Source organism: Pseudarthrobacter sp. S9 (genome assembly GCF_050156545.1).
Taxonomy (GTDB): domain Bacteria; phylum Actinomycetota; class Actinomycetes; order Actinomycetales; family Micrococcaceae; genus Arthrobacter.
Window position 1 is genome coordinate 401,887 of record NZ_CP189576.1, and the last position, 23,338, is coordinate 425,224.

Consider the following 23,338-nt stretch of genomic DNA (forward strand, 5'->3'; position numbering starts at 1 on the left):
ATGTCCGCCCTACGAGAATCCCTCGGATTCCTGACAAGCCGCCTCCGCCAGGTTGGCATCTTCGTCGCCCTGATCCTGATCGTCCTGCTCTTCCAGGGACTCACCGGGGGAATCCTCCTGGAACCGCAGAACGTCACCAACCTGGTTGTCCAGAACAGCTACATCCTGATCCTGGCGATCGGCATGGTGATGGTGATCATCGCCGGCCACATCGATCTTTCCGTGGGATCCGTCGCCGGATTCATCGGTGCCGTTGCCGGCGTCATGATCGTCCATTGGGGCTGGCCCTGGTGGCTCGCCATCCCTGCCTGCCTCCTGGTCGGCGCACTGGTAGGTGCTTGGCAGGGCTACTGGATCGCCTACGTCGGCATCCCTGCCTTCATCGTGACCCTCGCCGGCATGCTGATCTTCCGTGGCCTGACCCTGATCACGCTCAAGAACCAGCAGATCACTCCGTTCCCCGCCGAACTGCGGGCCCTGGGCGGCGGCTTCCTCCCGGACATCTCGGGCGGCACTTCGGTGCTGGAATGGCTCACCGTCATCCTGGGTGTGGGAGCAACCGTTGCCCTGCTGATCCAGGCGGTCAAGGAGCGCCGGATCCGCAAGAAGTTCGACCTTGAAAGCGAGCCCATGGTCTGGTTCGCCGTCAAAACCGCCTTCATCGCTCTACTCATGCTGATCATCACCTTCCTGCTCGCCTCTTATCGCGGCACGCCGATCGTCCTGATCGTGCTAGCGGTCCTGGTGATCGTGTACACAGCCTTGATGAACAACAGCGTCTTCGGGCGGCACACCTACGCCATCGGCGGCAACCTTCACGCGGCTGAGCTTTCCGGGGTCAAAACGAAGGCTGTGACCTTCCGGCTCTTCATCAACATGGGCGTGCTCGCCGCACTCGCCGGCCTCGTGTTCACGGCCCGGCTCAACTCGGCCCAGCCTGCGGGCGGTACGGGCTTCGAACTGGATTCCATCGCAGCGGCGTTCATTGGCGGCGCCGCGGTCACGGGCGGCATCGGAACCGTGGCGGGGGCCATGATCGGCGGACTCATCATGGGCGTCCTCAACAACGGCATGTCCATCCTCGGGCTGGGCACCGACTACCAGCAGCTCATCAAGGGCCTGGTGCTCCTCCTTGCCGTCGGTTTCGACATCTTCAACAAGAACCGCAGCGGCGGGGGAAGCAACCTCGGAAAGCGGTTCAAGCTCAAGACCACGCCTCCCGCCACCGAGCCGGCAAAACCGGCCGAGGAGCGCCCGGTCACCGTCGCCGCCAGCTTCCGCCAGACCCGCACCGTCCAGAACCCCTGATCGCGCAGACAAGGAAAAGCACTATATGTCTACCATCGAACGCATCGATATCCAGGTCACCAGCAGGCACTTGCTTGACGAGCGACTCGATGCCGCTGTGCGGAACCTTCAGGAGATCGCCGTTCTTACGGGAACACACGGAATCCTGATCACCCGCAACGGGCCCGGACATTTCACCGCGGAGCTGTCCGACCAGGTTCCCTACGGAATCAGCGAACTCTTGCACTGACACCACCCGTACCGCGGCCACGGCACCGCGGCGGGTCCGGAAGGAGCCGCATGCCAGATGCTGGTGAAGACTGGAACCTGCTGGTGGGGCGCACCGTCGAGCTCCGTCGAGACGGCCGCCTCGTACGTGCAGGTGAAGTTGAGGACGCGGCCAAAGACTCATCTGTCATGTGGCTCAGATTCGACGGAAATCACGGCCGCCAACTGATCGCTAAATCCGACAACTACGAGATCATCCTGCGCGAGCGACCGGCCCAGAACGGGTGACGCGCGTGACACATTCAGGCATTAGTGAAATTGAATTCTTAGAGGACATGCTTGGCCACCAGCCGTCGGAGTCTCTCTGGAGCCGTGAGGCACGTCGGCTGGGGACTGCCTCAGAGCAACACCTTAGGCGCCAGCCGCCCGGACCATCATGGACGCCGCCCTTGTCGACGCGCTGCGGAACACCGCCGGAAACTTCGCGGTCAGCCTTGCACCGCGTCGTAGGCCTGTTTTCGGTTTTGATGGACCCGGCGCCCAGGTGAAGCCCACTGGCATTGCCGGCTTTCCCGTTGTCATCAGCGTCCGCTCCACTATCTCCGCATCTTCCCGGCTGTCTCCCCTCTGAGAGGCCGCACCGTGATTTCTCCTCCCTACTATCGCCCTATCGCCCTATCGCCGCAATTGAGGCAGTGGTACGTTCAGCGTGATCAGGAGCTTCCCACGCGGTTCTTCTCCGATCCGGCTCCTGGCGCAACTTCAGAAAGCGAAGGCGAAGATGGAAACAATAATGATCTTCCACGAGGTCGACGACGTTGACCACTGGCTCAGCTCACCACGACGGGAGGAACTCTTCGGGCCCCTGGGCATCACGGCTCGAACCTTCGTCGACCCGGCGAAAACCAACCGTGTCGGCTTGATCGTCGAAGTCCCGGACATGGACACGTTCCAGCGAATGCTCGAGTCCGAGGCCGGGGCCGACGCGATGAAATTCGACGGCGTCCGCCCGGAAACTATCCTGATGCTCGTCGAGCCCTAGGCACCCCCGGGGCTATTTCATCAAAGGTGCTTCCGGCGGTTTTCTCTTAGCACGATTCGGTGCCAGTCAGCGGGCCGTGAAGGAGATGGCGAACGCGCCCAGTGCCCGACACGGTCCCCGCTTCTCTATATTGGAGCCAGCCGCTTAAAAGTGGGCGCGACCGTTATGAGCCGGTGCCGCCTGGTTTTCCCTCTTCGCAGGGAAACCTGTTGGCGCAGCGTCGTCGCTGCCGGTGTTACGGCTCGTCGAGCCGATGATCCTCAATCGGAAAATCTGGCCCTTCGCATTTAGGCATGGTTAGGGTGGCCTAAGAATCCGGGTTGCAGGGTTTCCGTGCTCGATGCGGCGTGGCTGGTCGAGGAAAGAAGTCAGGGTCTCTTTGAATTGGTAGCGACTAAGCATCCAAATCCAGAAGAAACCCTGACGTGTCTAATGCTACTTCCTGCCCTGAGGGGCACCGGAGTGACCTCGCCGATGCACTGTTCAATATCGACGGCATGCACATCACTTCCGCCGTGTCCGGCTCCGGGGATACCCTCACGTTGCGCGTCGAATCCGATGCGACACTTACCGGTTGTCCCGACTGCGGGGTCGTTGCGATCGGGCACGGCCGCCGGCAGGTTCGGCTCCATGACGTTTCCCTGTTTCGGCCGGCCGGTCCGCCTCATCCGGGCCAAACGGGTATGGCGGTGTCCCGACGCCGGCTGCCCGAGATCCACGTTCACCGAGGACCACCCCCTGGCCGGGCCGAAAGCGAAACTGACGGCGCGGGCGGTGAACTGGGCTACCGATGCGCTGGAGCGCTTCGACACCTCGGTATCGGCACTGGCACACCAGCTGGGCGTGTCCTGGCATACCGTGTGGGACGCCATCAAGGCTGAAGCAACACGGCGCATCGCGGAGCCGAGGCGGCTTTCCGGGGTGGACGCGCTCGGGGTGGATGAGCATGTCTGGGCACATACCGGCTGGCCCGCAACCGGGATGGTCACCGGGATCGTGGACCACACCCGCGATGCCAAGGGCGTCGTGCATGCCAGACTGCTGGACCTTGTTCCGGGACGCTCGGGGAAGGCCTACGCCGACTGGCTCAAGGAACGAGGAAAGGGCTTCGCTACCGGCATCAAGACTGCGGCGCTGGACCCGTTCCGCGGCTACGCGAACGCGATCCGGGATGAACTCCCGGAGGCCATCACGGTCCTGGATGCGTTCCATGTCGTCAAGCTCGCCGGGACGATGCTCGATGAGGTCCGCCGCCGCGGCCAGCAAGACACCCTGGGTCACCGCGGACGAGCCGGGGACCCGCTCTTCGGCATCCGCAGGACCCTGCAGATCGGCGCCGAACACTTGAGCGAGAAACAGGTAGCGCGGCTGGATGCGAAGCTGGAGGCCGGGGACCCGAACCATGAAGTCACCCTTGACCGCGGCGGACTGAAGCACCTCTGAGACGCGGGCGATGTATCCCTTGAGCTATTCCCGCAGCTCTGCTGCGTTTACAGGGGCAGTTTGCGGTGCGGGGCGGGGCTTGACGGGACCTTGTGGAGACCTTGACGGAATGGTGGTCGGCCGCTTTTACATGCCGAAACTCCCAAGGTTGCCGAACCAGGCCATCCGAACAGAATCCTTAGCGCCAACCACTGTTCCCCTGCAGGTCAGACCCGCATTATGGCCTCCGATGGCCTCGCCGCTCCGGCCATGGCGGGTTAGAGGGATTATCGGCCGTCGCGTGGAAGAATCACTGCGTGGATGCCCCGGACCCCCGACAGTGAACTGGCCCTCATTCCTCTTCGCGCTTCTTGTCGACTCACTCCTCGTATGGGTCCCGGCCGTCTCTGTTTTCTTTCTCGCTCCCGGACACCAGCTTCCGCTCGCTTCGGGGACCGTGCTGGCCGCAGTGGCAGCCAACTGGACGCTCCATGCCCGCGGAACCACGCTCGGAACCTATCTGGGCGGCTTTCGGATCCGACCCGGAACGGACAGGCACCACGGCGCACTTACGGGCTGATCCTCTCCTTGTTCACGTTCGCATCAGTACCCGCAATAGTGCTTCTGATAGCAATCACCTTCGCTCCAGGCAATGAGGCTTCCGGCCCCCTGGGAAGTCCAGCCAGCTACCCCCTGTTCGGGGAACGGACCAGCAGACGGAGATTTCTTCAACCCGCAGACAACTGCTGGGAGCGGTGGACCTGATCCCTGCGGTCCATTACCGCCCGGCGGAACCTGACACCTCACAAGGCCCAGTGCTCCTATTCGTGTCCTCAGGTGACAAGTAAGGGCGGACTCGGAGTCGCTACCGATCGTTTTCGATACAGAGTCCGGACAGATATGCGGTCAGAGTCGGAACAGCATTGTGAGTAATCCGCCTATCGGGCACCGGTACGCTTCGATGGAGATCCATTGGGCGCGAAGAAGGGGAAGCTCCGTTAACCCTTTTGCGGCCAGCGGGCAATACATAGTGTGAGCACAGACAGCGACATCATCAGGCGGTTCCGGGACAGCCCCGCAGTTTTCGGGGAGTTGTACGACAGACACGCCTCAGTCATCTACAGATACGCCGCCAGACGGGCCGGCGACTTCGCCGCCGATGACGTCACGTCGGAAACCTTCCTGGTCGCCTGGGAACAGTTGGAGGCCTACGACCTTGACCGGGATGATGCCCGGCCCTGGCTGTTCGGCATCGCCACCAATCTGCTCCGACGGCACCACCGTGCCGAAGCCAAGGTGCTGAAAGCCGCGGCCAAAGCGTCGTCACGAGAAGCCGTCGCTGACGATTCTGACCGGATTGCCGCCCAAGTGGACGCCACCGTGGCAACCGGGTGCATCGCCCGCACTCTGAAGTCCATGGCCGCCATCGACCGGGAAACTTTGCTGCTCTACGCCTGGGCGGACCTGACCTATGAGGGCATCGCCTCGGCAATGGAAGTTCCCGTGGGAACCGTGCGGTCCCGACTTAACCGCGCTCGCCGGGCACTATGAACCGAGCTCAACCTCGGAATACTTGATGAAACGGAGAACGACCATGGACGACTTGCAACTGCTCCGCGAAATGCGTAGCGACATCGGCTCCGCACCTTCGGCCACGTTGGCCCGCGGCCGCAACAAACTCATGGCCAAAATCGGCTCCGCTTCCCATCCCGAGGCCACGACCAAGACGCCCGCCTCACTCAAGGCCAGCCCGATCCGTATCCGACGCCGCATCGCGCTGGCCTCGGCAGCCGCAGCTTTCCTCGTGGGCGTCATCGTGACCGTTGACGTTGTCCTGCCCAACCGTTCGGTCGGGAAATGACCCCTGGCCTTCACCGCGCGCCGATACCTGGCATTCAACGATTCGATGGCGTTCGTCGAGCAGATCACGCGCCAGATCTCCACGTCGTAGTCCAGGAACGGGATGAACTCCTCCCATGCGTTGTCCCACAGGCGTACGATCGCCCCGTACTTCCTGCCCCAGCGCTCCGTGAGCTCCTCAAACGCGGCCCTGGCCGCCGTGGCGTTCACGGCCGTGTAGATGGGCTTCACGTCGCGTTTGAGCGCGTCCCAGTCCTTCTTCGAGGCCAGGCGGAAGGTGTTGCGGATCAGGTGAATGATGCAGGTCTGCACGGTCGTCAGCGGCCAGACGTTGGACACGACCTCGGGCAGGCCTTTGAGCCCGTCGCAGACCAGGAAGAAGGTTTCCTTGACCCCGCGGTTCTTGATGTCCTTGAGCACGCTCATCCAGAACTTCGCACCCTCCCCTCCGGTCCCGGCCCACAGGCCGAGAACGTCCTTCTCCCCCTCCAGGGTCACGCCGATAGCGGCGTAGACGGGCCGGTTGGCGAGACTGGCCGTCGCGGACCTTGACGACGATGGCGTCGATGAAGATCGCCGCGTAAACCTCATCCGGGGCCGGTTCTGCCAGGCGGCCATTTCCTCGAGCACCCGGTCAGTGATGCGGGAAACGGTCTCCTTAGCCTGAATCCACCGGTCGGCTGTCGCTGATGGCCGGATTCTGATTCAGTCTTGTTTTCGGGCCGGGGGCAGGGTGGATGGCAGGACCTCGCTGTCCGGTGGTGTTCCACTGTTTCTTTCGGTTGCGTCGTATCGGCTGGATTGACAGGGTTCAGGCCGGTTTGGGCGGCGGGAAGATCGTGTCGAAGAGCTTTTCCCAACCGTCCTGCCACGGCCAGTTTTCGGGCAGATGCAGTCTGATACGCCGGGCCGAAGATGCGGTCCGGGCGGCGACGTTGATGATTTTGGTCCGGATCGTCACGGTGGTGGCTTTGGCGAAATGCCCTCCGGCGAGGGTGCCCGCGGCGCGGGTGAGGTTGAACGCCATGGCCGCGGCGGCGAGCCAGGCGGCGTTGGCGTTGAACTTTCCTGAGGGTAGGTGGGCCAGCGGACCGGCGCGCAGATCGGAATGGACCTGCTCGATCACCGCGTGGGCGCGGTGGGTCTTATCCGCCTTGACGGTGTCCAGGACGTCTGCGGCGACGGTGGTGAAGAACGCGTGAAACCGGTGGGTGTCGAACAGGGTTTCCTGACCCGTGACGGCCTTGGGGTTCAGTTCCGGAACCCTGCGGACCACCAGCCTGCCGGTAACGCGGTCTTCCTTTTTCTTGGAAATGAACGCGGTGAACCCGATTTCGGCGACCTCGGCATCGGAGATCCAGGTGTTGGATTCCTCGTCGAAGATCGCATTGGTGTATTTGATCTTCTCCCACGCGGAGTCCGGGATCTTCGCGATGGCTTTCTTCACGTGCGGGTCCATCCGGGCCGTGATCGAGACTTTCGCGCCGGCCCGTGCCGCGGCGGTGACGACCGCGTGGTTGTAGAACGCGCTGTCCGCGCGCAGCAGCACCATGCCGTCCGCGTCCGCCGGGCGCAGCCGATTCACGTTGGCGAGGGTGTCGGCCACGAATTTGCCGGCCCCGCGCGCCGAACTGGTGGCGCCTTTGCGCAGCCGCGCCCCGGTGATGACCGGTGCGGCCTCGTTGGTGGTGACGGTCCCGATCAGCGCGTTCAGGCCCTTGACGCCGTTGTACCCGTAACCGGTGCCCTGTTTCTGATAGCCGTAGGTCGCCTTGACCGTGTCGTCGATATCGACCAGTGCCAGAGCGTCGATCCCGGCCGTGACCGGGGCGGCCCTGGCCAATGCGGGCAGCCAGCGGGAGGCGACCGCGTCGAGCTGGCGGACATGGCCGAAAGTGAACGTCCGCAGAAACGATCCCAGCGTCGAAGGCGCGTAGGTGCCCTTGAACAGTTCCCCCATCCCACCGTGGCGCAGCAGTCCCATGTCATCGATGGAATCGGCGCCGGCAACCATCCCGGCGCCCAGGGCCGTGATCTTCAACCCCGCGTTGGCACCGAAATAGTCCGGCAGTTTCAGATGCTCATCGACCAGTTCCCCGAGCCCGGTTTTCCCGGCCAGACCCATGACCGGGACCAGCCCCGCGGCCGACACGAGATTCGGATCATCAAAAGCGCTGGAAATAGCCGACTGGGTATGGAAAAGTTGCATCTACGGAATGCTCCTCTGCAAGGCGAAAACGGAACTCTAGACAAGTCCTATTTTCCCTGATCAGAAGGGCATTTCCGGTTTAAAACGCCGGACCGGCCCAAACCCAACCGGTGGATTCAGGCTTAGACACGGAGGCCCCGTAGATCTCGGCGAAATGGGCGCTGATCCCTCCCGTCGTCAGGCCCTTGGCATAGAGCGAAAGAACCATCTCATCGACCCCCGTCAGGCGGCGCTGGCGCTTCTTGACGATGACGGGCTGAAACGTACCGTCCCGGTCCCGCGGCACGTCGATGTCGACTGGTCCGGTTGTCTCCGTGAGTACCGTTTTGGCACGGGTGCCGTTGCGCGAGTTGGCGGTGTCCTTGGCATCGGTCTCGTGCTTTCCGTAGCCGAGGTGCTCGGTCATCTCCTCATCGAGCGCGGTCTCGATGACTGTCTTCGTCAGCATCTTCAGCACCCCGTCCGGACCTGTCAGGGACAGCCCCTGTTCCTTGGCCATCCGGACCAGCTCACGGGCCGCGTCGGCCTCGGAGGTCACGTTCTTTTTCGCAGCGTTCGCCGTGTTTTTCACAGCATCCAGTGTCGCCGTCATATCGGCTCCTTCCCGCCAGACTCACCGCCTGGCGTGTTGGGCCGGATACACCGTTATTTCCACAGTCCCGAAAGATCTAGTTGGGCATTTGTGCTCATCAGCTTCCTAAATTTCAGTTGCTGGGGCTAGCGAGTGGCGACTGCGAACGCTCCCGCTTCCCGCAGGTCCCTGGAGGTGGTGAATTCCTCGGCGGGTGCTGCTTCTTGGTACTCGACGAGTTCGACGTGGTGCTCCACGAGGGCGTCCCGGACTTGGGCGGGTGTTGCGTAGAACTATTCGCGGCGGAGATTCACCAGGTTCACGCGCTCGGGCGCGAAGTGCTGGTGCAACATGGTTTCGATGCCGACGGCGTCCTTTGAGAAGAACAGTGCGTGGAAGTCAAAGAGGAATGGTACGGAGGCATCGCCCAGTTCGCGGACCCGTTCCATGGGGTTGAGACGGCGGGTCATGCCGATCTTCACGACTCCCTGGCCGAAGGTGCCAAGGTTGGAGATCACGTAGACGTATCCGGCGCGTGTGTTCAGGGCGTTGTCCTCGGCGTCGGCGAGCTTGGCCTCTGCTTCCGCCAGCTGCTTCTGGATGCGCTGTACACCTTCGAGGTCGCCGGCCGACTGCAGCTGTTCCAGCACGTTAGCGTAGTGGTCGACTTCCTTCTGCTGTTTGGCTTTAAGTGCTTCCCATTCGCGCTGTGCTTTGGCGGTTTCGCAGGCCTCGGCGCGGGCTTCTGCCTCGAGTTGTTTCTGGATGGCGAGGGCCTGGAGGTGTCGTGCCGCCAGTTCCATCTCACGCTCGCGCAGCTGGTGGAAGGAGTCGGTGACGCGCAGCCCGATCATGGTGCCGCGCTTGGCGATCTGATCGCGTGCCTTTTCCAGCCGTGCCTGGGCGGTGAGCAGGCTACCTGCTTTCACGGGCTTCACGCAGTTTCCGGCTTCGGCGTTGTAGGCACGCAGCAGCAGCGCGGACAGGTCGCGGACAAACTTGTTGCCCTCCTTGGTGGATCCGTTGAAGGAGCAGCCGCTGACGGTGGTAACCGCTCGCTTGTCCCTCAGGGTCGCCTCAGGAATCCGTGATCATCCGTGTGATCATCTGGGAGACTCCGGCTTGGAAATATATCCGCTACGCCCGGCGCTTGGCATAGTCGGTCAGACCCTGCCAGTCGATGACGACGCATGCCTCGTCCCCCAGCGTCCACGCGTCATGGCCCGGAGGGACAACCATATAATCCCCGGCCCCGAACTCATCTGCTTCGCCGTCGTCCATGACGACCTTCATGCGCCCGGACAGGACATAACCCATGTGTGCGGCCTGACAGCTGTCCGTCTTGGCGATCGGCTTGACGTGCTTGGACCACTGCCAACCTGATTCGAAAACGGCCCTCCCCACGGCGCCGGTCTCAACATTGACGAGGTCGACTTTCCCCTTCCCCTCCTCAAACGGCCGGGTTTCTTCGGGTTCATTCAGACTCTTGCGGATCATGGCGGCCATGACGGACTCCTTTGCACCGTTGCTCGGACACCCTCACTATGGCAGCGGCCCGTACGCCCGTCAACGAATCAGGGTCTGACCTGCCGGGGAACCGTGGTTGGCGCTAAGGATTCTGTTCGGGTTGCACGGTTCGGGGGTTGCTGGTCGGTACGTGGCGGTAGATGGACGCGCCGAGTGCTTTGGCGATCTGGGTGTGGCTTTCGTCTTGGCGTGTCTGGCCCGGGCGGCTGCGAGGGTATCGGTATCCATGACTGTTGGGCGTCCGCCGGTGCGGCCTTGGGCCCGGGCGGCGGCCAGGCCAGCCATGGTCCGTTCGTGGATCATGTCGCGCTCGAGTTCGGCGAACGCGGCCATCATGACGAAGAAGAATTTCCCTTCTCCGGTCGGCTTGTAGGTTCCGGTGAGGGTGCCGGTGCGAATTCGCAGACTGACTCCTTGGTCGTGGAGGCCGTCGGCGACGGTGAGTACTTCTTTCACTGACCGGCCGAGGCGGTCCAGTTTCCACACGCACGGCGTGTCAGTCGGCCGGAGGTAGTCGAGGGCTTCGGCGAGTCCGGGGCAGGCGGTGACGCGGCTGGAGATCTTGTCTTCGAAGACCCGACCGCAGCCGGCCGTTTCGAGGGCGTCCCTTTGGAGTTGGGCGTCTTGTCCGTTGGTGGAGACGCGGGTGTAGCCGATGAGATCAAAATGCTGGGTCGCCATACGTCTACTGTCGCACCACCGTCTCACAACATCGGTGTTCGCCGACCTGTTGTGAGACGGGTTGTGGACGGTTTGGTGTCGGCGGGCCGCCTGGGTACGGGGTCGTCGCAGAACCGGCCGTTAGTTGACGGTAGCGGCTGCGAATGGACCGGACGGCGGGGAGGGCTGCTTATCGGCGCCGTGCAGCGGGTGGGTGCCCCGTGACTATTGATTCAGGTTTTCGGGATTGAGTACTGCCGCCTGGCCGTCGGTAAAGAATCCGTCGCCGGTTGCGTTGTGTCCCAACTGGGCGTCGGCGACGTGAACCAGGCGTGGTTGGGCCGCGTGCAGTGATTGCAGGATGTATGCCCTTTCCGCGTCGATATTCGGGTCGATGTGGTGGGTTGGCAATCCGGACTTGGTGCCTATCCCGATGCCGCGGTCGAAGCTGGCCGTGGCGACCCACACGGGTTGGCCGCCGATGGTGAAGTTGGTTTTCCAGATCCTTGTGTGGTGTCGCTGGACCAGCGTGTTGGCGTCGGTGGGTTGTTCGAACGCGACCGTCTCGGGCCGGGCATCCAGATAGGACGGCGTGACCGGGGCGGTGAGGTACTGCTCGTTGCGTACTGCGACGAGGATGGATCGCAGGGTATTGCCCAGGGTCGAGGGGTCGGCTTTGTACCATCCGGCCCTTTTGAACAGGCCCTCGATCTGCTGCTGGCTGCCGAGGTAGATGAAGTTGATCGGTTCCATCCTGGCCCCGGTCAACGTTTCGCTGTAGATGGGCAACCGCCTGATGGCAGCCTCATTCAGAGCGGGCAGTACCTCAGAAGCTTCCTGATGTTCGACGACTGTGAGGGTCGTGAGCTGGTCGGCGAATATCCCGGCGAACAGCAAGGCAGCGGCAGCGGCGATCAGCAGCGGCCGTTTGACCGCCGTACTGAGCTTCACCGATTTGACCAGGTGGAACCGGTCGTTGATCTCCAACGGTGTGATGATGCCGGCGAGCAGAAAGAACCCCAGGGCGAGACTGCCCAGGATGTCGCTGGGGTAGTGGACGCCCAGATATATCCGGCTGACTCCGACCAGCAAGACGGCGGTTAGCGCGGCCAGGACGATCATCAGCCTGCCGATGGAGGACTTGAGGCTGCGGCACAGCAGGTAGGCTGCGAGGCCGCCTATGACGGTCGCCGTCAGCGTGTGCCCGCTGGGAAAACTGAAGCTGTTTTCAGTCAGCAGGCCCAGGGAGCGGTCCGGCCGGGGCCGTGCCACGACCTGCTTGATCACCGTGGAACTGGCGCGTTCCAGGCCAAAGGCGGCCGCCAGCAGGACCGGTACCCACCATTGCCGCCGCCGCCAGGACGCCAGGCCCAGGATGATGAGAAAGAAGATGACCGAACCCGAACTGGCGGCAAAGGCGACAACGCTGAAAAACGTGTTCTGCCCGTCCGTGCGGATATCCGGCACAAGATTGAGGATCCGCTGGTCGATGCCCGCGAACGAGGTCTTCAGGATGACGGCCCGGGTGATGCTGATGAAAAGCAGCAGGGCGGTGGCCGCGGCCGCGGCCCCGACCGTCAGGACCAGCCCGGTCGGCTGTTTCATCGAGAACCGGCGGCCGGACCAGCGAACGAGGCGCGGGTAGCGTCGGCGGAACCGTACGACGTAGGTGTTTCCCCGGACGCCCTCCCAGGCCGAGACCAGTATCGACCACGCGATTTTCAGCGGCGTGCGCAGGACCATGATCAGGCTGAAGACGAACAGGATGATCAACAGCAGCTGCACGAGCAAGGCGGCCGCAAAGATCAGCGGGATCCCGACGACATCCAGCGTATTCAGCAGATAGGCATTCAGGGCGGTCAAAACAACCACGGCCAGCAGGGCTGCCCCGTACCTGCGCGTCGGTACGCTGATCATCCCGGCCGCCTTTTCCGTCCGCGGTCCGGCGGCATAGCGGTCTGATTCATCCCGGCTCCGTTCGCGTCGGGCTGGTTTCCGCCGCTACCGGGGACATGCCTCCGGTGCGGGTGCGGGGAGGACGGAGGAATACTCCGACTGCGGCGGTCAGGAGGGCCAGGGCACCGTAGCCGGCGGTGAGGCCCGCCGCCGCGGCGACCGCCCCTACCAGCAGCGGCCCGCCTGCGTCGCCGAGCTCGCGGCCGACTTCGGCGGCGCCCATGGTCTGGCCCAGCCGCTCCGGCGGTGTGGCGGCGGCCAGGGCCGCGAAGGCGACCGGGGTGATGATGCCCGTTCCGGCGCCGATGCCCACGGCGGCCGCCAGCAGTCCGGCGATCCCTGGTAGCATGGCGGCGGCCAGGCCGGCGGCCGTCAGCGCCAAGCCCAGGACAGCGAGGCGGCCCGGACCGGTTGGTGTGTCGGATGCACGGCCGGCCAGGGGCTGGGCGAGGGCGGCGCAGACGGCCAGGACCGAGACGGCAGCTCCGGTGGCGACGGGCCCGAGGCCCGCGGCTGCCCCCGAGAGGGGGAGGAAGCCGACTCCGGCGGACAGGCCAGCGGCCGCGGCTGCCAGGGCAGCGGTCGGGGCCAGGAAGGCCCGATCGGCCAGCCGCCGGGCCAGGCCAGCGACGGTCTGCCGGGCGCGGGGCATCGGAGCCACGACGGGCACGGCCAGGAAGGCCCAGACGGCGACGGCCAGTGCCAGGAGTGCGGTGAGTGTGAACAGCAGTTCCAGCCCGCCGGAGGCCACCAGTGTTCCTCCGATCAACGGTCCGACGGTGTATCCGATGCTCTTGTAGAACCCGTAGGAGCCGAACGCTCTGCCTTGCCGGCCCGCGGGGTTCAGCCGGGCAATCAGTGTAGAGGCTGCCGGGGAGAACGCCGAGGCGGCTGCGCCCTGGCCCAGTCGGGCCAGCCACAGCCATGCCGGGTCCCGGGCCAGGACGAAGGCTGCGGAAAAGAGGGCGAAGGCGGCCAGGCCGCCGAGCAGGACGGGTCTGGCCCCGATCCGGTCTGAGAGTGTCCCGAAAACGGGTTTGAGCAGCACCTCGGCCCCGTCGTACAGGGCCAGCATCGCCCCGAGCAGCAGCAGGGACTGGCCATGGCCCACACTGTAGGCGCCGAGAGTCGCCGCCACGGCGTGGGCACCGAACGCCGTGGTGAAGCCAGCCGCATACAAGGGAAACAGATACCGCCGGGGGCTTGACACCCCGGAGCCCTGTGCGCCGGTGGTCATTGCCCGGTTTCCGGCGCGGGTCCGGGCGCGGGCGCGCCGGTGCGGCGTTCCCGGCGTGCCTTGCGCACGCGCCAGACGATGAACGCGATCACGGCCACCACCAGCACGACGGCGGTGATGTCGCGTCCTGCTGCCTTGGCGACGGCTTCGTAGGAGTTGCCGGCCAGGAAACCCAGCAGCACGAACCCTGCACCCCAGACCAGACCGCCCGCGGCGTTGAAGGCCAGAAACCGGGGATAGTGCATCCGGGACGTCCCCGCCAGGGCCGGCATGACCGCCCGGAAGAAGGCCACAAACCGGCCGAGGAAGACCGCTGATCCTCCCCGGCGGCGCAGGAAGTCCTGTGCTTTGTCCAGTTTGGCGCGGCGCTTGTTCATGACCTTCAGGTTCAGGACCCGGGGGCCGAAGTGTTTGCCGATCTCGTAGCCGACCGTGTCCCCCACGATGGCTGCCAGCACCACCAGGATCATCATCGTCCACAGGTCCACGTGGCCCCGGCTGGCGACGACGCCTCCGAGGACCGCCGCTGTCTCTCCCGGGATCACGAACCCGATGAACAAAGCGTCCTCGGCGAACACCAGCAGCCCCACCAGGGTCAGTGCCAGGACCGGATTGACGTTCAGGATGCTGTCCAGGAAGGCGCTCACCCGGCACCGCTTCCCCGGGCGTGAAGACCGCGGGCCCCGCTCAGGAAGTGCTCGATTACCGGTCCTTGGTTCACGGTCTGCTCCTCGCGTGTCGCGCCAACCGGCAGAAATCCGGCCTCCAAGTAACAAATGATACATTTATGCGTGTGACGATGGAAGATTTCGGGTGGTTGCTGGTTCTCGTGCAGGTCCCCGCCCAGCCGTCCCGGCACCGCGTTGCGGTCTGGCGGGAGCTGCGCCGGGCCGGGGCCGTTCCCGTCTCCCACGGCACCTGGGTGCTGCCCGCGTTACCGGCCTTCGAATCCGCACTGGGACGGGCCGGGGAACTCGCCGAGCGGGGATCCGGCACGCTCACCGTGGTGGATGCCGCCCCCCGCAACGAGGCCGGTATGGCACTTTTCCGTGAAGCATTCGCGGCCGCGAGAGCCGAGGAATGGACCGAGTTCACCGCCGACTGCGGAAAGTTCGAAGCCGAAATAGCCCGCGAGTTCGCCAAGTCCAAGTTCACCTTCGGAGAGCTCGAAGAGGAAGAACAAAGCCTGGAACGGCTGCGCCGCTGGTACCGGGACCTCAAATCCCGCGACGTACTACGTCTCCCCCAGGCCGACACGGCGCAGGAACACCTGACCCGCTGCACCGGCGCCCTGGAAAACTACGCCCAACGGGTCTACGAGACCGTACTCCCGTAAAAAAACGTTGAAGCACCCCACCTCCGGCATCCATCCCCTGCGCCTGTTCTGGCGCTCCTGGTGGCTGCCGCCCGTATCCGTGATCCTGTTCGTTCTCACCCTGTCCATGGGGGTTCTGGCGAAACGCTACGGCTCACCGGGAGCGGACCTCAACGTGGACGTCAGCCTCATCCACGACCGCAGCCCGGCCCTGACGACCCTCGCCACAATCATCAACGACGCCCTCTCCCCAGCGGGCAACGTCGTCATCCTCGCACTTTCGTGCCTGATCCTGATGTTCGGGCTGCGCAGGCCACTCACCGCCCTGGCGTTCGGGTCCACGGTTACTGTGGGGTGGCTGCCCTCGGAAATCGGAAAGATGACTTGGATCTCTTGGTCCTGCGGCGATCACCAGTGCATGCTCAATGCGCCGGCACGAAGCGGCGGTCCGGCCGGGCGGTCCGAAAATGGTGTCTCCGGTATCCTCAGGACAAGAGAGACATCCTTGGTGACCGGCTTGCTGAGGCAGCCGAGCGCCCCTCAATGGTGGGTTCGCCAAGGGCAGGAGCGCGCGCAACTGAACCCGGACAATTTCTCAATTCCCTTGGCCAGCAGCGCTACCTTGCACAAGGACCGGAGGCGGCATGACGCCTGGTCGGATTCAATCGACGACGGCCGCTAGTGCACAGTGCAGGAGTCCTGAGACGAGGCAGCGCTTCGATTCCCCTTTGATCAGTCGAGCAGGCAGCGCCGGATCTCAGCGAGCTTTATGCCCCCATTCCTGAATTCCTGAGGGGGACACCGCCGCCCAACGCGGCGATCTTACGTCCGCAGCGACAACCCGCATCGGCTCATTCCCGTATTCCCAACGAGCGGCGGGCTTCATGCTGTACGGTACTTCTCGAACGTTCAGGGAAAGCAAGGGACTGCATGGCAACCGATTACGACGAGCTCCGATGCGCGCAGCGTCGTCCGTGAACTGGACGAAACCGATGGTCTGGAAGGGGCCGAATCCCCGGGCGGTGAGTTCATTGCCGAGGAACTCACCCTCACTGTCATCCCCCAGAAGGAGGACGAATTCACCTGTTACTCGTGCTTCCTGGTCCGGCACCGTTCGCAGCTCGCCCGGGAACGGAACGGCCACCCCTATTGCCGCGAATGCGAAGGGTGACACTGACGGAACTTCCTCAGTAGCTCAGGGCTGAGGCTTAGGCCAGGAACTGGCGGGCGCATACAAATTCCGCAGTTCCGGTCGTTTCCCGGGCCGACGCAGGCGTCCCCCGGATGAGCGGACTCAGCCGTCAGCGGGGTCCGCCCAATCCAGCGCGGCTGTCAGGTGGCCTTCACTGGGGAGGACTTCCTGTTCGGAGGCCGGGAGAGTGTCGTAGGTGTAGGCGGCGACGGCCATGGGAGAAGTTGATCGGCCGGATCAGGCCAGCGCATTGCTGAAACCATTTTCCGTCGAATTGGATGACGGCGTAGCGTCGCTCTATGACCTCTCCGGCCTCGAGGTCGCTCACCCAGTCATGCGGCAGCCCGGATCCGATCAGGGCCACATGGCCGGCCTCGAACGTGCCGATGTGGTCCCCGACGATGAACTTGCCGGTGCCTTGCCTGATCAGGTGAATCTCGTACTCAGGGTGGTAGTTCCAGTGCGCGATCGGGCTCGGATAGTCATGTGCTCGGATCCTGGATGAGCCGTCCACCGGTCTGGATCTGAAAAACCAGGCCCGCGTGCTGCAGCTCCTCAGGGATCTCATGCGTGCGGGAATGTCCTGCTGGTCAGCACCCATCACCCGGAGCATGCCCTGTTCCTGGCGGACTCCGCGGTCCTCACGGGCCGCGAGCGCGTGCTGACCGGCCCGGCCGCGGCGCTCCTGATGGACGCGCGGCTTTCGGAGCTGTACGGCGTCGGGGTCAGCACGCTGAACTACGACGACGGCGGGACGCCCCGCCGGAGGGTGGTTACCCGCTTCGGAGCTGGCGCGGGATGACTCCCACGGCAGAGACGCCCGGGAGCTGAGCTGCCGGGCGTCGCTGCGGATTCGGAGGTAGTGCTGTAATGCCGGGCCAGGTGAGGGTCAGGCGTTCGCGGGGACCGGACGGGCAGGCTCTGCGGCGGCGTCCTGACCAGCGCTGTAGCCGGCGCTGTGCCCGGCGTCCTGACCGGCGCTGTGGCCCGCGATCATGGTCTGCTCGTCGAACGGCGCGGCGCCGGAGAGGACACGCTCAACCTGTCCGCCGTCGATCTCCTTGACCCAGGTGCCGATCAGGACAGTCGCGACTGCATTGCCGGTGAAGTTGGTCAGGGCACGGGCCTCGGACATAAAGCGGTCAATGCCCACGATCATGCCCACGCCACCGAGCAGCTGGGGCGCATGCGCCTGGAGGCCGGCGGCCAGTGTGGCCAGGCCGGCACCGGTGACGCCGGCGGCGCCCTTGGAGGCAATGATCATAAAGATCAGCAGGGAGATCTGTGCGCCGAGGTCAAGCGGGGTACCCATGGCGTTCGCCACGAACAGCGACGCCATGGTCAGGTAGATGGCCGTACCGTCCAGGTTGAAGGAGTAACCGGTAGGAACGGTGACGCCGACGACCGGCTTGGAGACACCGAGGTGTTCCATCTTGGCAATCAGACGCGGCAGGGCGGCCTCGGAGGACGAGGTGGAGAAGATCAGCAGGTATTCCCGTGCCAGGTACTTCATCAGCTTGAAGATATTGACACCGGCCACCACTTGGAGAATGCCGCCGAGGACCACGACGATGAACAGTGCGCAGGTGATGTAGAAGGCGATCATCAGCGTGAACATGCTCACAATCGCCTGGACGCCGGTGGCACCGACGACGGCAGCAATCGCGCCGAAGGCACCGACGGGGGCCAGCCACATGATCATGATGAGGATGCGGAACACGAGCCCCTGGCCGTGGCCGATTGCCTTCAGAATCGGGGCTCCCTGCGGGCCCATCTTCTGGAGGGCGAAGCCGACCAGGATTGCTGTCAGCAGCGTCGGCAGCACGGGGATGTCTCCGGGGATGATGCCGAGCAGGAAGTCGACAGTGCTGTCGGTGGCCGCCTTCTTGTTGGGGTCATACGGCGCCAGGTTCAGCCCTTCGCCCGGGTGGATGAGGTTGCCGACCACAAGGCCGATAGCCAGGGCAAACGTTGACATGATGATGAAGTATCCCAGAGCCAGCCCGCCGACTTTTCCCACGGTGGCGGCTTTGGCGATGGAACCGATGCCCAGGACGATCGTGCAGAAGATGATCGGTGCGATCATCATCTTGATCAGTTTGATGAAGCCGTCGCCCAGCGGCTTCAGCGACTTGCCGACCTCCGGGAACAGCAGGCCGATGACCGCACCGAGGACGACGGCAACGATAACGGCGATGTAGAGGTAGTGCGTTTTGTCGAGCCCCTTGCGGGCGGCCCTGGCGGGCGCGGCTGACTCTCCTCGTTGAGAAGCCATGATGTGTCTCCTTATGGGTAATCTGGAAGACGCTGCGCCCAGGCTCTGAGCTCATCACGTCGGTCCGGTGTGATATCCATCATTAGGGCTCGAGTGACTTAGCTCACCGTTGCGTTCATATTGGTCGTAGGAGGGGTTGATGATCCACCGCTGGAGCATTGCCCGCAGGTTGTTCGTGGCACATCTGCTCTTCATGCTGGTCCTCACGGCCGTCGTGGGCACGGCCGCCTTCGTCGACGCGCGCGACCAGGCCTACAGCGAGGCGGGCCGGCGCATGGCCGGGGTCGCCACGGCGGTGGCCGACAACCCGCTCGTGCTCCAGGCGGCGGCCGCACCCGATCCCTCCGCCCTCCTGCAGCCCTACGCACTGAAGGTCACCGCGGACGCGGGCGCTGATTTCATCACCATCATGGCGCCGGACCGGACCCGGTGGACCCACCCCCGGGACGAGGAACTAGGGAAGCCATACATCGGGTCCATCGATGCGGCCCTGAACGGCCAGGTCTTCACCGAGATCACCGCCGGGACCCTCGGCCCGTCCGTCCGCACGATCGCGCCGGTGAAGGATGCGGACGGCACCGTGCGGGCCCTCGTCGCGGCCGGTGTGACGGTCGGGACCGTGGACGTGGCCGTCTCCGGCAGGCTGCCGGCGCTGCTGGCCATCGGCCTGGCCCTGCTGTTGGGTGGTTCGGCGGCGTCCTGGCTGCTCGGGCGGTATCTGCGCAAGGTGACCCGCGGCTGGGGTCCGGAGCAGCTCGCCCAGCTCTTCGCCTACTACGAATCGGTGCTGCATTCGGTGCGCGAGGGAGTGATACTGGTCGATCCCAGAGGCAACGTGGTGATGTACAACGACCAGGCGGCCGACCTCCTGGGACTCACCAAGCGCTCTTCCGACGGCGGCACGGCCGACGCCGGCTCCCCGGACGGCGGGAACCAGCCCGCGCCGTCGCTGGCGGAGCTGCCCCTCGCGGCCAGCCTCAAGGAACTCTTCGAATCGGGGCGGACCGCCCATGACGAAATCCACCTGACGGGCCCGCGCATCCTGGTGGTGAACCAGGGCCCGGCGGTGGGTCCGGGCTCCCCGGCCGGGCGTCAGCGCGCGGCGGTGTTCGGCACGGTGGCCACCATCCGGGACCGCACGGAAATCGAGTCGCTGGGCAGCGAACTGGAAACCATGCGCACCCTCTCCGATGCCCTCCGCGCCCAGACCCACGAGCACGCCAACCGGCTCCACACCATCGTGTCGCTGATGGAACTGGGACGCGGTGCCGAGGCCCTGGACTTCGCCACCAAGGACCTCGAGCTCAGCCAGCGTCTGACGGACGATCTCGTGAGCTCCATCGAGGAGCCTGTCCTCGGCGCACTGATCATGGGCAAGGCGGCCGAAGCCCACGAACGCGGCGTCGAGCTGGCCCTTAACACCGGTAACACAGGCGGCTCCACTGCCGTCACCGGACTGGCTGTCCAGGACCTCGTCGCGATCCTGGGCAACTTGCTGGACAACGCCATCGACGCCGCCGCCGAGGCTCCCGCGCCCAGGCTCGTGGAACTGACCGTCGAGACGGTCGGCGGAGCTCTGGAGATCACTGTGGAGGACAGCGGCCCCGGCATAGACCCCGAGGCCGTGGAGGACGTTTTCCGGCACGGCTTCAGCACCAAGGAGCCGGGACCCTTCGGCCGCGGACTCGGACTCGCCCTGGTCCGCCAGGCAGTGCAGCGCCTGGGCGGTAGCATGACAATCACCAGCCCGGCCGGGGCGCTGTTCCACGTCACGCTGCCGACGGCGCCGCAGCCTACAGAGAGACAGCAATGAGCGACATCCGTGTGCTCGTCGTCGAGGACGAGCCCATCGCCGCCGCGGCCCACGCCGCCTACATCGGCAGGCTGGACGGGTTCACCCTCGCCGGATCCGCCCCGGACGGGCAGTCCGCCCTGCGCCTGATGACGGAGTTCGCGGCGGCCGGCGAGCCCGTTGAGCTGGTGTTGCTGGACATGAACCTCCCGGACCTGCACGGGCTGGACATCGCACGGCGGATGCGTGCGGCCGGCTTCTTCGCGGACATCATCGCCATCACCGCCGTGCGCGAACTCAACATCGTCCGCAGCGCCGTGGCCACCGGCGTCGTCCAGTACCTGATCAAGCCGTTCACCTTTGCGACCTTCGCGGACAAACTCGCCAGCTACCGCCAGTTCAGGGAACAGCTGGCCACCCCCGGGCCGGGCGCTGCCGGGCCCGGTGCTTCCCAAAGCGACGTGGACCAGGCCTTCGCGAGCCTGCGGGCGCCCTCCGAGCTGCCGCTGCCGAAGGGACTGTCCGCTTCCACCCTGGGATCCGTGCAGGACTTCATGAAGGTACAGTCCGGGGCGGTGTCGGCCAGCGAGGTCATGGAAGCACTGGGCATGTCCCGCGTCACCGCCCGGCGCTACCTCGAATACCTCGCCGACGCCGGCACGGCATCACGGACAGCGCGCTACGGAGCCCCCGGCCGGCCGGAGAACGAATACCGCTGGCTCCGGCCGGCGCCGTAGGGCCGGTGCCGTAGGGCCCGGCGCCTGGTCCCCGGCGGCTACCCTGCTACTCCCCCGCGGCGGACCGCAGGGTCTCGATGAGCTGGTCGATCACCCCGGCGTCCTCGATGGTGGACGGCACCACGTAGGCGTCGCCGTCGGCGATCTGGCGCATGGTCTTGCGCAGGATCTTCCCCGAGCGGGTCTTGGGCAGGGCCTCCACCACGGTGACGTGCTTGAAGTCCGCCACGGCGCCGATGTCCCGCCGGACGAGGGCGATGAGTTCCTTGACCAGCACGGCCTCGGCCACGTCGATGCCCGACTTGAGCACCACGTAGCCGCTGGGTCGCTGGCCCTTGAGGGGGTCCGCGATCCCGATCACGGCGCATTCGGCGACGGCCGGATGCTGGCCGATCACCTGTTCCATGGCGCCGGTGGACAGCCGGTGGCCGGCGACGTTGATGATGTCGTCGGTCCGGCCCATCACGAAGACGTAGCCGTCCTCGTCCCGGTAGCCGGAATCGCCGGTGGCGTAATAGCCCTCGAAGGCCTGGAGGTATGAGGAGATGTAGCGTTCGTCGTTCCGCCACAGGGTGGTGAGGGTTCCCGGGGGCAGCGGCAGGCCCAGGACGATGTTGCCCTCCGTCCCGGCCTCGACGTCTTCGCCGCTGCCGTCGACGATGTTGAGCTTGAAGCCGGGCATCGGCAGGCTGGGCGAGCCCGCCTTGATCGGCAGCTCGTCATACCCCCTCGGGTTGGCGCAGATGGCCCAGCCTGTCTCGGTCTGCCACCAGTGGTCCACCACCGGGATGCCCAGGATGCGGGAGGCCCAGTGGAAAGTGTCGGTGTCGAGCCGCTCGCCGGCGGCGAACAGGGTGCGCAGGCTGGAAACGTCGTAGTTTTCCAGCAGCTTCGCCTCGGGGTCGGTTTTCCGGATGGCGCGCAACGCGGTGGGCGCGGTGAACAGCACGTTGACCTTGTGGTCCTGGATGACCCGCCAGAAGGCTCCGGCGTCCGGGGTTCCCACCGGCTTTCCTTCGTAGAGGACGGTCGTGGCGCCGGCCAGCAGCGGCCCGTACACGATGTAGGAGTGCCCCACCACCCAGCCGACGTCGGAGGCCGTCCACATGACATCCCCGGGGCCGACGTCGTATATGTTTTCCATCGTCCAGCTGAGGGCCACGGCGTGGCCGCCGTTGTCCCGCACGACCCCCTTGGGGGCGCCCGTGGTTCCGGAGGTGTACAGGATGTAAAGCGGATCCGTCGCGCTGACGTCGACCGGCGCGGCCGGCCCAGCGACGGCCATCTGGGTGTCCCAGTCGAGCCAGCCGTGGTCTGCGGCCCCGGCGGCGAAACCCTCCCGTCCCTTGACCAGGACGGGGGTGTCCGTGGCCCCGGCGAGTTCGAGGGCTTCCGCAACCGCGGGCAGGTACTCGATCCGGCGGGACGGTTCGATCCCGCCCGACGCGGTGACCACCACGGCAGGGGCGGCGTCGCGGATGCGGGCGGCGAGTTCCTTGGGCGCAAAGCCGCCGAAGACCACCGAGTGCACGGCCCCCAGCCTGGCGGTCGCGAGCATGGCGATGGCGGCCTCGGGGATCATCGGCATGTAGATCACCACGCGGTCGCCCTTGCCAACGCCCTGACTGCGCAGGACGCCCGCGAACCGGGCCACGTGGTCGGTGAGTTCCGCGTAGCTGAAGCGCTGCTGCGTGCCCAGCATGGCGGAGTCGTAGATCAGGGCGTCCTGCCCGCCCCGGCCTTCCGCCACGTGCCGGTCCAGGGCATTGTAGGCAGTGTTCAGCACGCCATCGGGGAACCAACCGTACAGCGGCGCCTGGCTGGAATCGAGCGCCTGCCGCGGCGGCGTTGACCACGAGACCTTGTTAGCGGCTTCCAGCCAGAAGTCTGCGGGCTGTTCCAGGCTGCGATCGTAACTGTCCCGGTAGCTCTTGGTAACCATGAAATGAATCCCGTCCACGACGTTGTGATGTGGCTCATGGTAGCCCGCTGCCGGACGCCGACACAAGAGTCTGTGTATACAAGGCT

23 protein-coding genes and 2 pseudogenes are annotated in these 23,338 nt (G+C 65.0%); 13 read left to right on the top strand and 12 right to left on the bottom strand.

Features of this window, described 5'->3' with window-relative positions; translation table 11 throughout:
* The 7 genes from mmsB (at position 1) to ACQCSY_RS01940 (ending at position 5,530) form a co-directional block, all read left to right on the top strand.
* Entirely contained in the window at positions 1–1,308 is a 1,308-nt protein-coding gene (mmsB, locus tag ACQCSY_RS01910; RefSeq protein WP_427132709.1) for a multiple monosaccharide ABC transporter permease, read from the top strand.
* A gap of 25 nt (positions 1,309–1,333) precedes the next feature.
* Positions 1,334–1,537 carry a hypothetical protein gene (locus ACQCSY_RS01915; RefSeq protein WP_427132711.1) on the top strand — a complete coding sequence of 68 codons (204 nt, stop codon included), beginning with the start codon at positions 1,334–1,336 and terminating at the stop codon, positions 1,535–1,537.
* A 50-nt stretch (positions 1,538–1,587) separates the two neighbouring features.
* Positions 1,588–1,803 carry a hypothetical protein gene (locus ACQCSY_RS01920; protein WP_427132713.1) on the top strand — a complete coding sequence of 72 codons (216 nt, stop codon included), beginning with the start codon at positions 1,588–1,590 and terminating at the stop codon, positions 1,801–1,803.
* 148 nt (positions 1,804–1,951) lie between these two features.
* Positions 1,952–2,146 (top strand): hypothetical protein, encoded by a 195-nt coding sequence (locus tag ACQCSY_RS01925; RefSeq protein WP_427132715.1) that lies wholly within the window; start codon positions 1,952–1,954, stop codon positions 2,144–2,146.
* Positions 2,147–2,296: 150 nt separating this feature from the next.
* The gene (locus ACQCSY_RS01930) at positions 2,297–2,557 is read left to right on the top strand and encodes a hypothetical protein (RefSeq protein ID WP_427132717.1); all 261 of its coding nucleotides are present in this window, start codon (positions 2,297–2,299) and stop codon (positions 2,555–2,557) included.
* 630 nt (positions 2,558–3,187) lie between these two features.
* Entirely contained in the window at positions 3,188–4,000 is an 813-nt protein-coding gene (locus ACQCSY_RS01935; protein ID WP_427132719.1) for an ISL3 family transposase, read from the top strand.
* Positions 4,001–5,011: 1,011 nt separating this feature from the next.
* The gene (locus ACQCSY_RS01940) at positions 5,012–5,530 is read left to right on the top strand and encodes an RNA polymerase sigma factor (RefSeq protein WP_427132721.1); all 519 of its coding nucleotides are present in this window, start codon (positions 5,012–5,014) and stop codon (positions 5,528–5,530) included.
* On the opposite strand, the gene ACQCSY_RS01945 is transcribed toward ACQCSY_RS01940, so the two are convergent.
* The 9 genes and pseudogenes from ACQCSY_RS01945 to ACQCSY_RS01985 form a co-directional block, all read right to left on the bottom strand.
* The gene (locus ACQCSY_RS01945; RefSeq protein WP_427135611.1) at positions 5,525–6,544 is read right to left on the bottom strand and encodes an IS256 family transposase; all 1,020 of its coding nucleotides are present in this window, start codon (positions 6,542–6,544) and stop codon (positions 5,525–5,527) included. The genes ACQCSY_RS01940 and ACQCSY_RS01945 overlap by 6 nt on opposite strands.
* A gap of 106 nt (positions 6,545–6,650) precedes the next feature.
* Complete coding sequence (locus ACQCSY_RS01950; RefSeq protein ID WP_427132723.1) at positions 6,651–8,048, bottom strand: IS1380 family transposase; 1,398 nt, start codon at positions 8,046–8,048, stop codon at positions 6,651–6,653.
* Between the two features lie 121 nt (positions 8,049–8,169).
* Positions 8,170–8,640 (bottom strand): annotated as a pseudogene (locus tag ACQCSY_RS01955) (transposase); the annotation flags it as partial.
* A 272-nt stretch (positions 8,641–8,912) separates the two neighbouring features.
* On the bottom strand, positions 8,913–9,704 hold the full coding sequence (locus ACQCSY_RS01960; protein ID WP_427135613.1) for a DUF4041 domain-containing protein: 792 nt from the start codon (positions 9,702–9,704) through the stop codon (positions 8,913–8,915).
* A 52-nt stretch (positions 9,705–9,756) separates the two neighbouring features.
* Entirely contained in the window at positions 9,757–10,125 is a 369-nt protein-coding gene (locus ACQCSY_RS01965; RefSeq protein ID WP_427131695.1) for a cupin domain-containing protein, read from the bottom strand.
* Positions 10,126–10,185: 60 nt separating this feature from the next.
* Positions 10,186–10,827, bottom strand: a complete 642-nt coding sequence (locus ACQCSY_RS01970) for a recombinase family protein (RefSeq protein WP_427132725.1) — start codon at positions 10,825–10,827, stop codon at positions 10,186–10,188.
* Between the two features lie 204 nt (positions 10,828–11,031).
* Complete coding sequence (locus ACQCSY_RS01975; protein ID WP_427132727.1) at positions 11,032–12,723, bottom strand: LssY C-terminal domain-containing protein; 1,692 nt, start codon at positions 12,721–12,723, stop codon at positions 11,032–11,034.
* 46 nt (positions 12,724–12,769) lie between these two features.
* Complete coding sequence (locus tag ACQCSY_RS01980; RefSeq protein ID WP_427132729.1) at positions 12,770–13,999, bottom strand: MFS transporter; 1,230 nt, start codon at positions 13,997–13,999, stop codon at positions 12,770–12,772.
* Positions 13,996–14,646 carry a DedA family protein gene (locus ACQCSY_RS01985; protein WP_427132731.1) on the bottom strand — a complete coding sequence of 217 codons (651 nt, stop codon included), beginning with the start codon at positions 14,644–14,646 and terminating at the stop codon, positions 13,996–13,998. Before ACQCSY_RS01985 ends, ACQCSY_RS01980 begins: the two co-directional genes overlap by 4 nt.
* Before the next feature lie 152 nt (positions 14,647–14,798).
* Here ACQCSY_RS01985 and ACQCSY_RS01990 point away from each other — a divergent pair, with 152 nt between their 5' ends.
* The 3 genes from ACQCSY_RS01990 (at position 14,799) to ACQCSY_RS02000 (ending at position 16,485) form a co-directional block, all read left to right on the top strand.
* Complete coding sequence (locus ACQCSY_RS01990) at positions 14,799–15,335, top strand: Chromate resistance protein ChrB (RefSeq protein WP_427135615.1); 537 nt, start codon at positions 14,799–14,801, stop codon at positions 15,333–15,335.
* 7 nt (positions 15,336–15,342) lie between these two features.
* Entirely contained in the window at positions 15,343–15,996 is a 654-nt protein-coding gene (locus tag ACQCSY_RS01995) for a hypothetical protein (protein ID WP_427132733.1), read from the top strand.
* 171 nt (positions 15,997–16,167) lie between these two features.
* A complete protein-coding gene (locus ACQCSY_RS02000) occupies positions 16,168–16,485 on the top strand; it encodes a DUF4193 domain-containing protein (RefSeq protein ID WP_427135617.1) in 318 nt (105 codons plus the stop codon).
* 301 nt (positions 16,486–16,786) lie between these two features.
* On the opposite strand, the pseudogene ACQCSY_RS02005 reads toward ACQCSY_RS02000, so the two are convergent.
* A pseudogene (locus tag ACQCSY_RS02005) lies at positions 16,787–17,119 on the bottom strand (AraC family ligand binding domain-containing protein); the annotation flags it as partial.
* A gap of 45 nt (positions 17,120–17,164) precedes the next feature.
* Here ACQCSY_RS02005 and ACQCSY_RS02010 point away from each other — a divergent pair.
* Positions 17,165–17,308, top strand: coding sequence for a hypothetical protein (locus ACQCSY_RS02010; RefSeq protein ID WP_427132735.1), 144 nt, complete (start codon positions 17,165–17,167; stop codon positions 17,306–17,308).
* A gap of 87 nt (positions 17,309–17,395) precedes the next feature.
* On the opposite strand, the gene ACQCSY_RS02015 is transcribed toward ACQCSY_RS02010, so the two are convergent.
* On the bottom strand, positions 17,396–18,781 hold the full coding sequence (locus ACQCSY_RS02015; protein WP_427132737.1) for a cation:dicarboxylate symporter family transporter: 1,386 nt from the start codon (positions 18,779–18,781) through the stop codon (positions 17,396–17,398).
* A gap of 139 nt (positions 18,782–18,920) precedes the next feature.
* On the opposite strand from ACQCSY_RS02015, the gene ACQCSY_RS02020 reads away from it, so the two are divergent.
* Entirely contained in the window at positions 18,921–20,594 is a 1,674-nt protein-coding gene (locus tag ACQCSY_RS02020; protein WP_427132739.1) for a sensor histidine kinase, read from the top strand.
* Positions 20,591–21,310 carry a response regulator gene (locus ACQCSY_RS02025; protein ID WP_427132741.1) on the top strand — a complete coding sequence of 240 codons (720 nt, stop codon included), beginning with the start codon at positions 20,591–20,593 and terminating at the stop codon, positions 21,308–21,310. Before ACQCSY_RS02020 ends, ACQCSY_RS02025 begins: the two co-directional genes overlap by 4 nt.
* A 46-nt stretch (positions 21,311–21,356) precedes the next feature.
* On the opposite strand, the gene ACQCSY_RS02030 is transcribed toward ACQCSY_RS02025, so the two are convergent.
* Complete coding sequence (locus tag ACQCSY_RS02030) at positions 21,357–23,252, bottom strand: propionyl-CoA synthetase (protein ID WP_427132743.1); 1,896 nt, start codon at positions 23,250–23,252, stop codon at positions 21,357–21,359.
* Between the last annotated feature and the right edge of the window lie 86 nt (positions 23,253–23,338).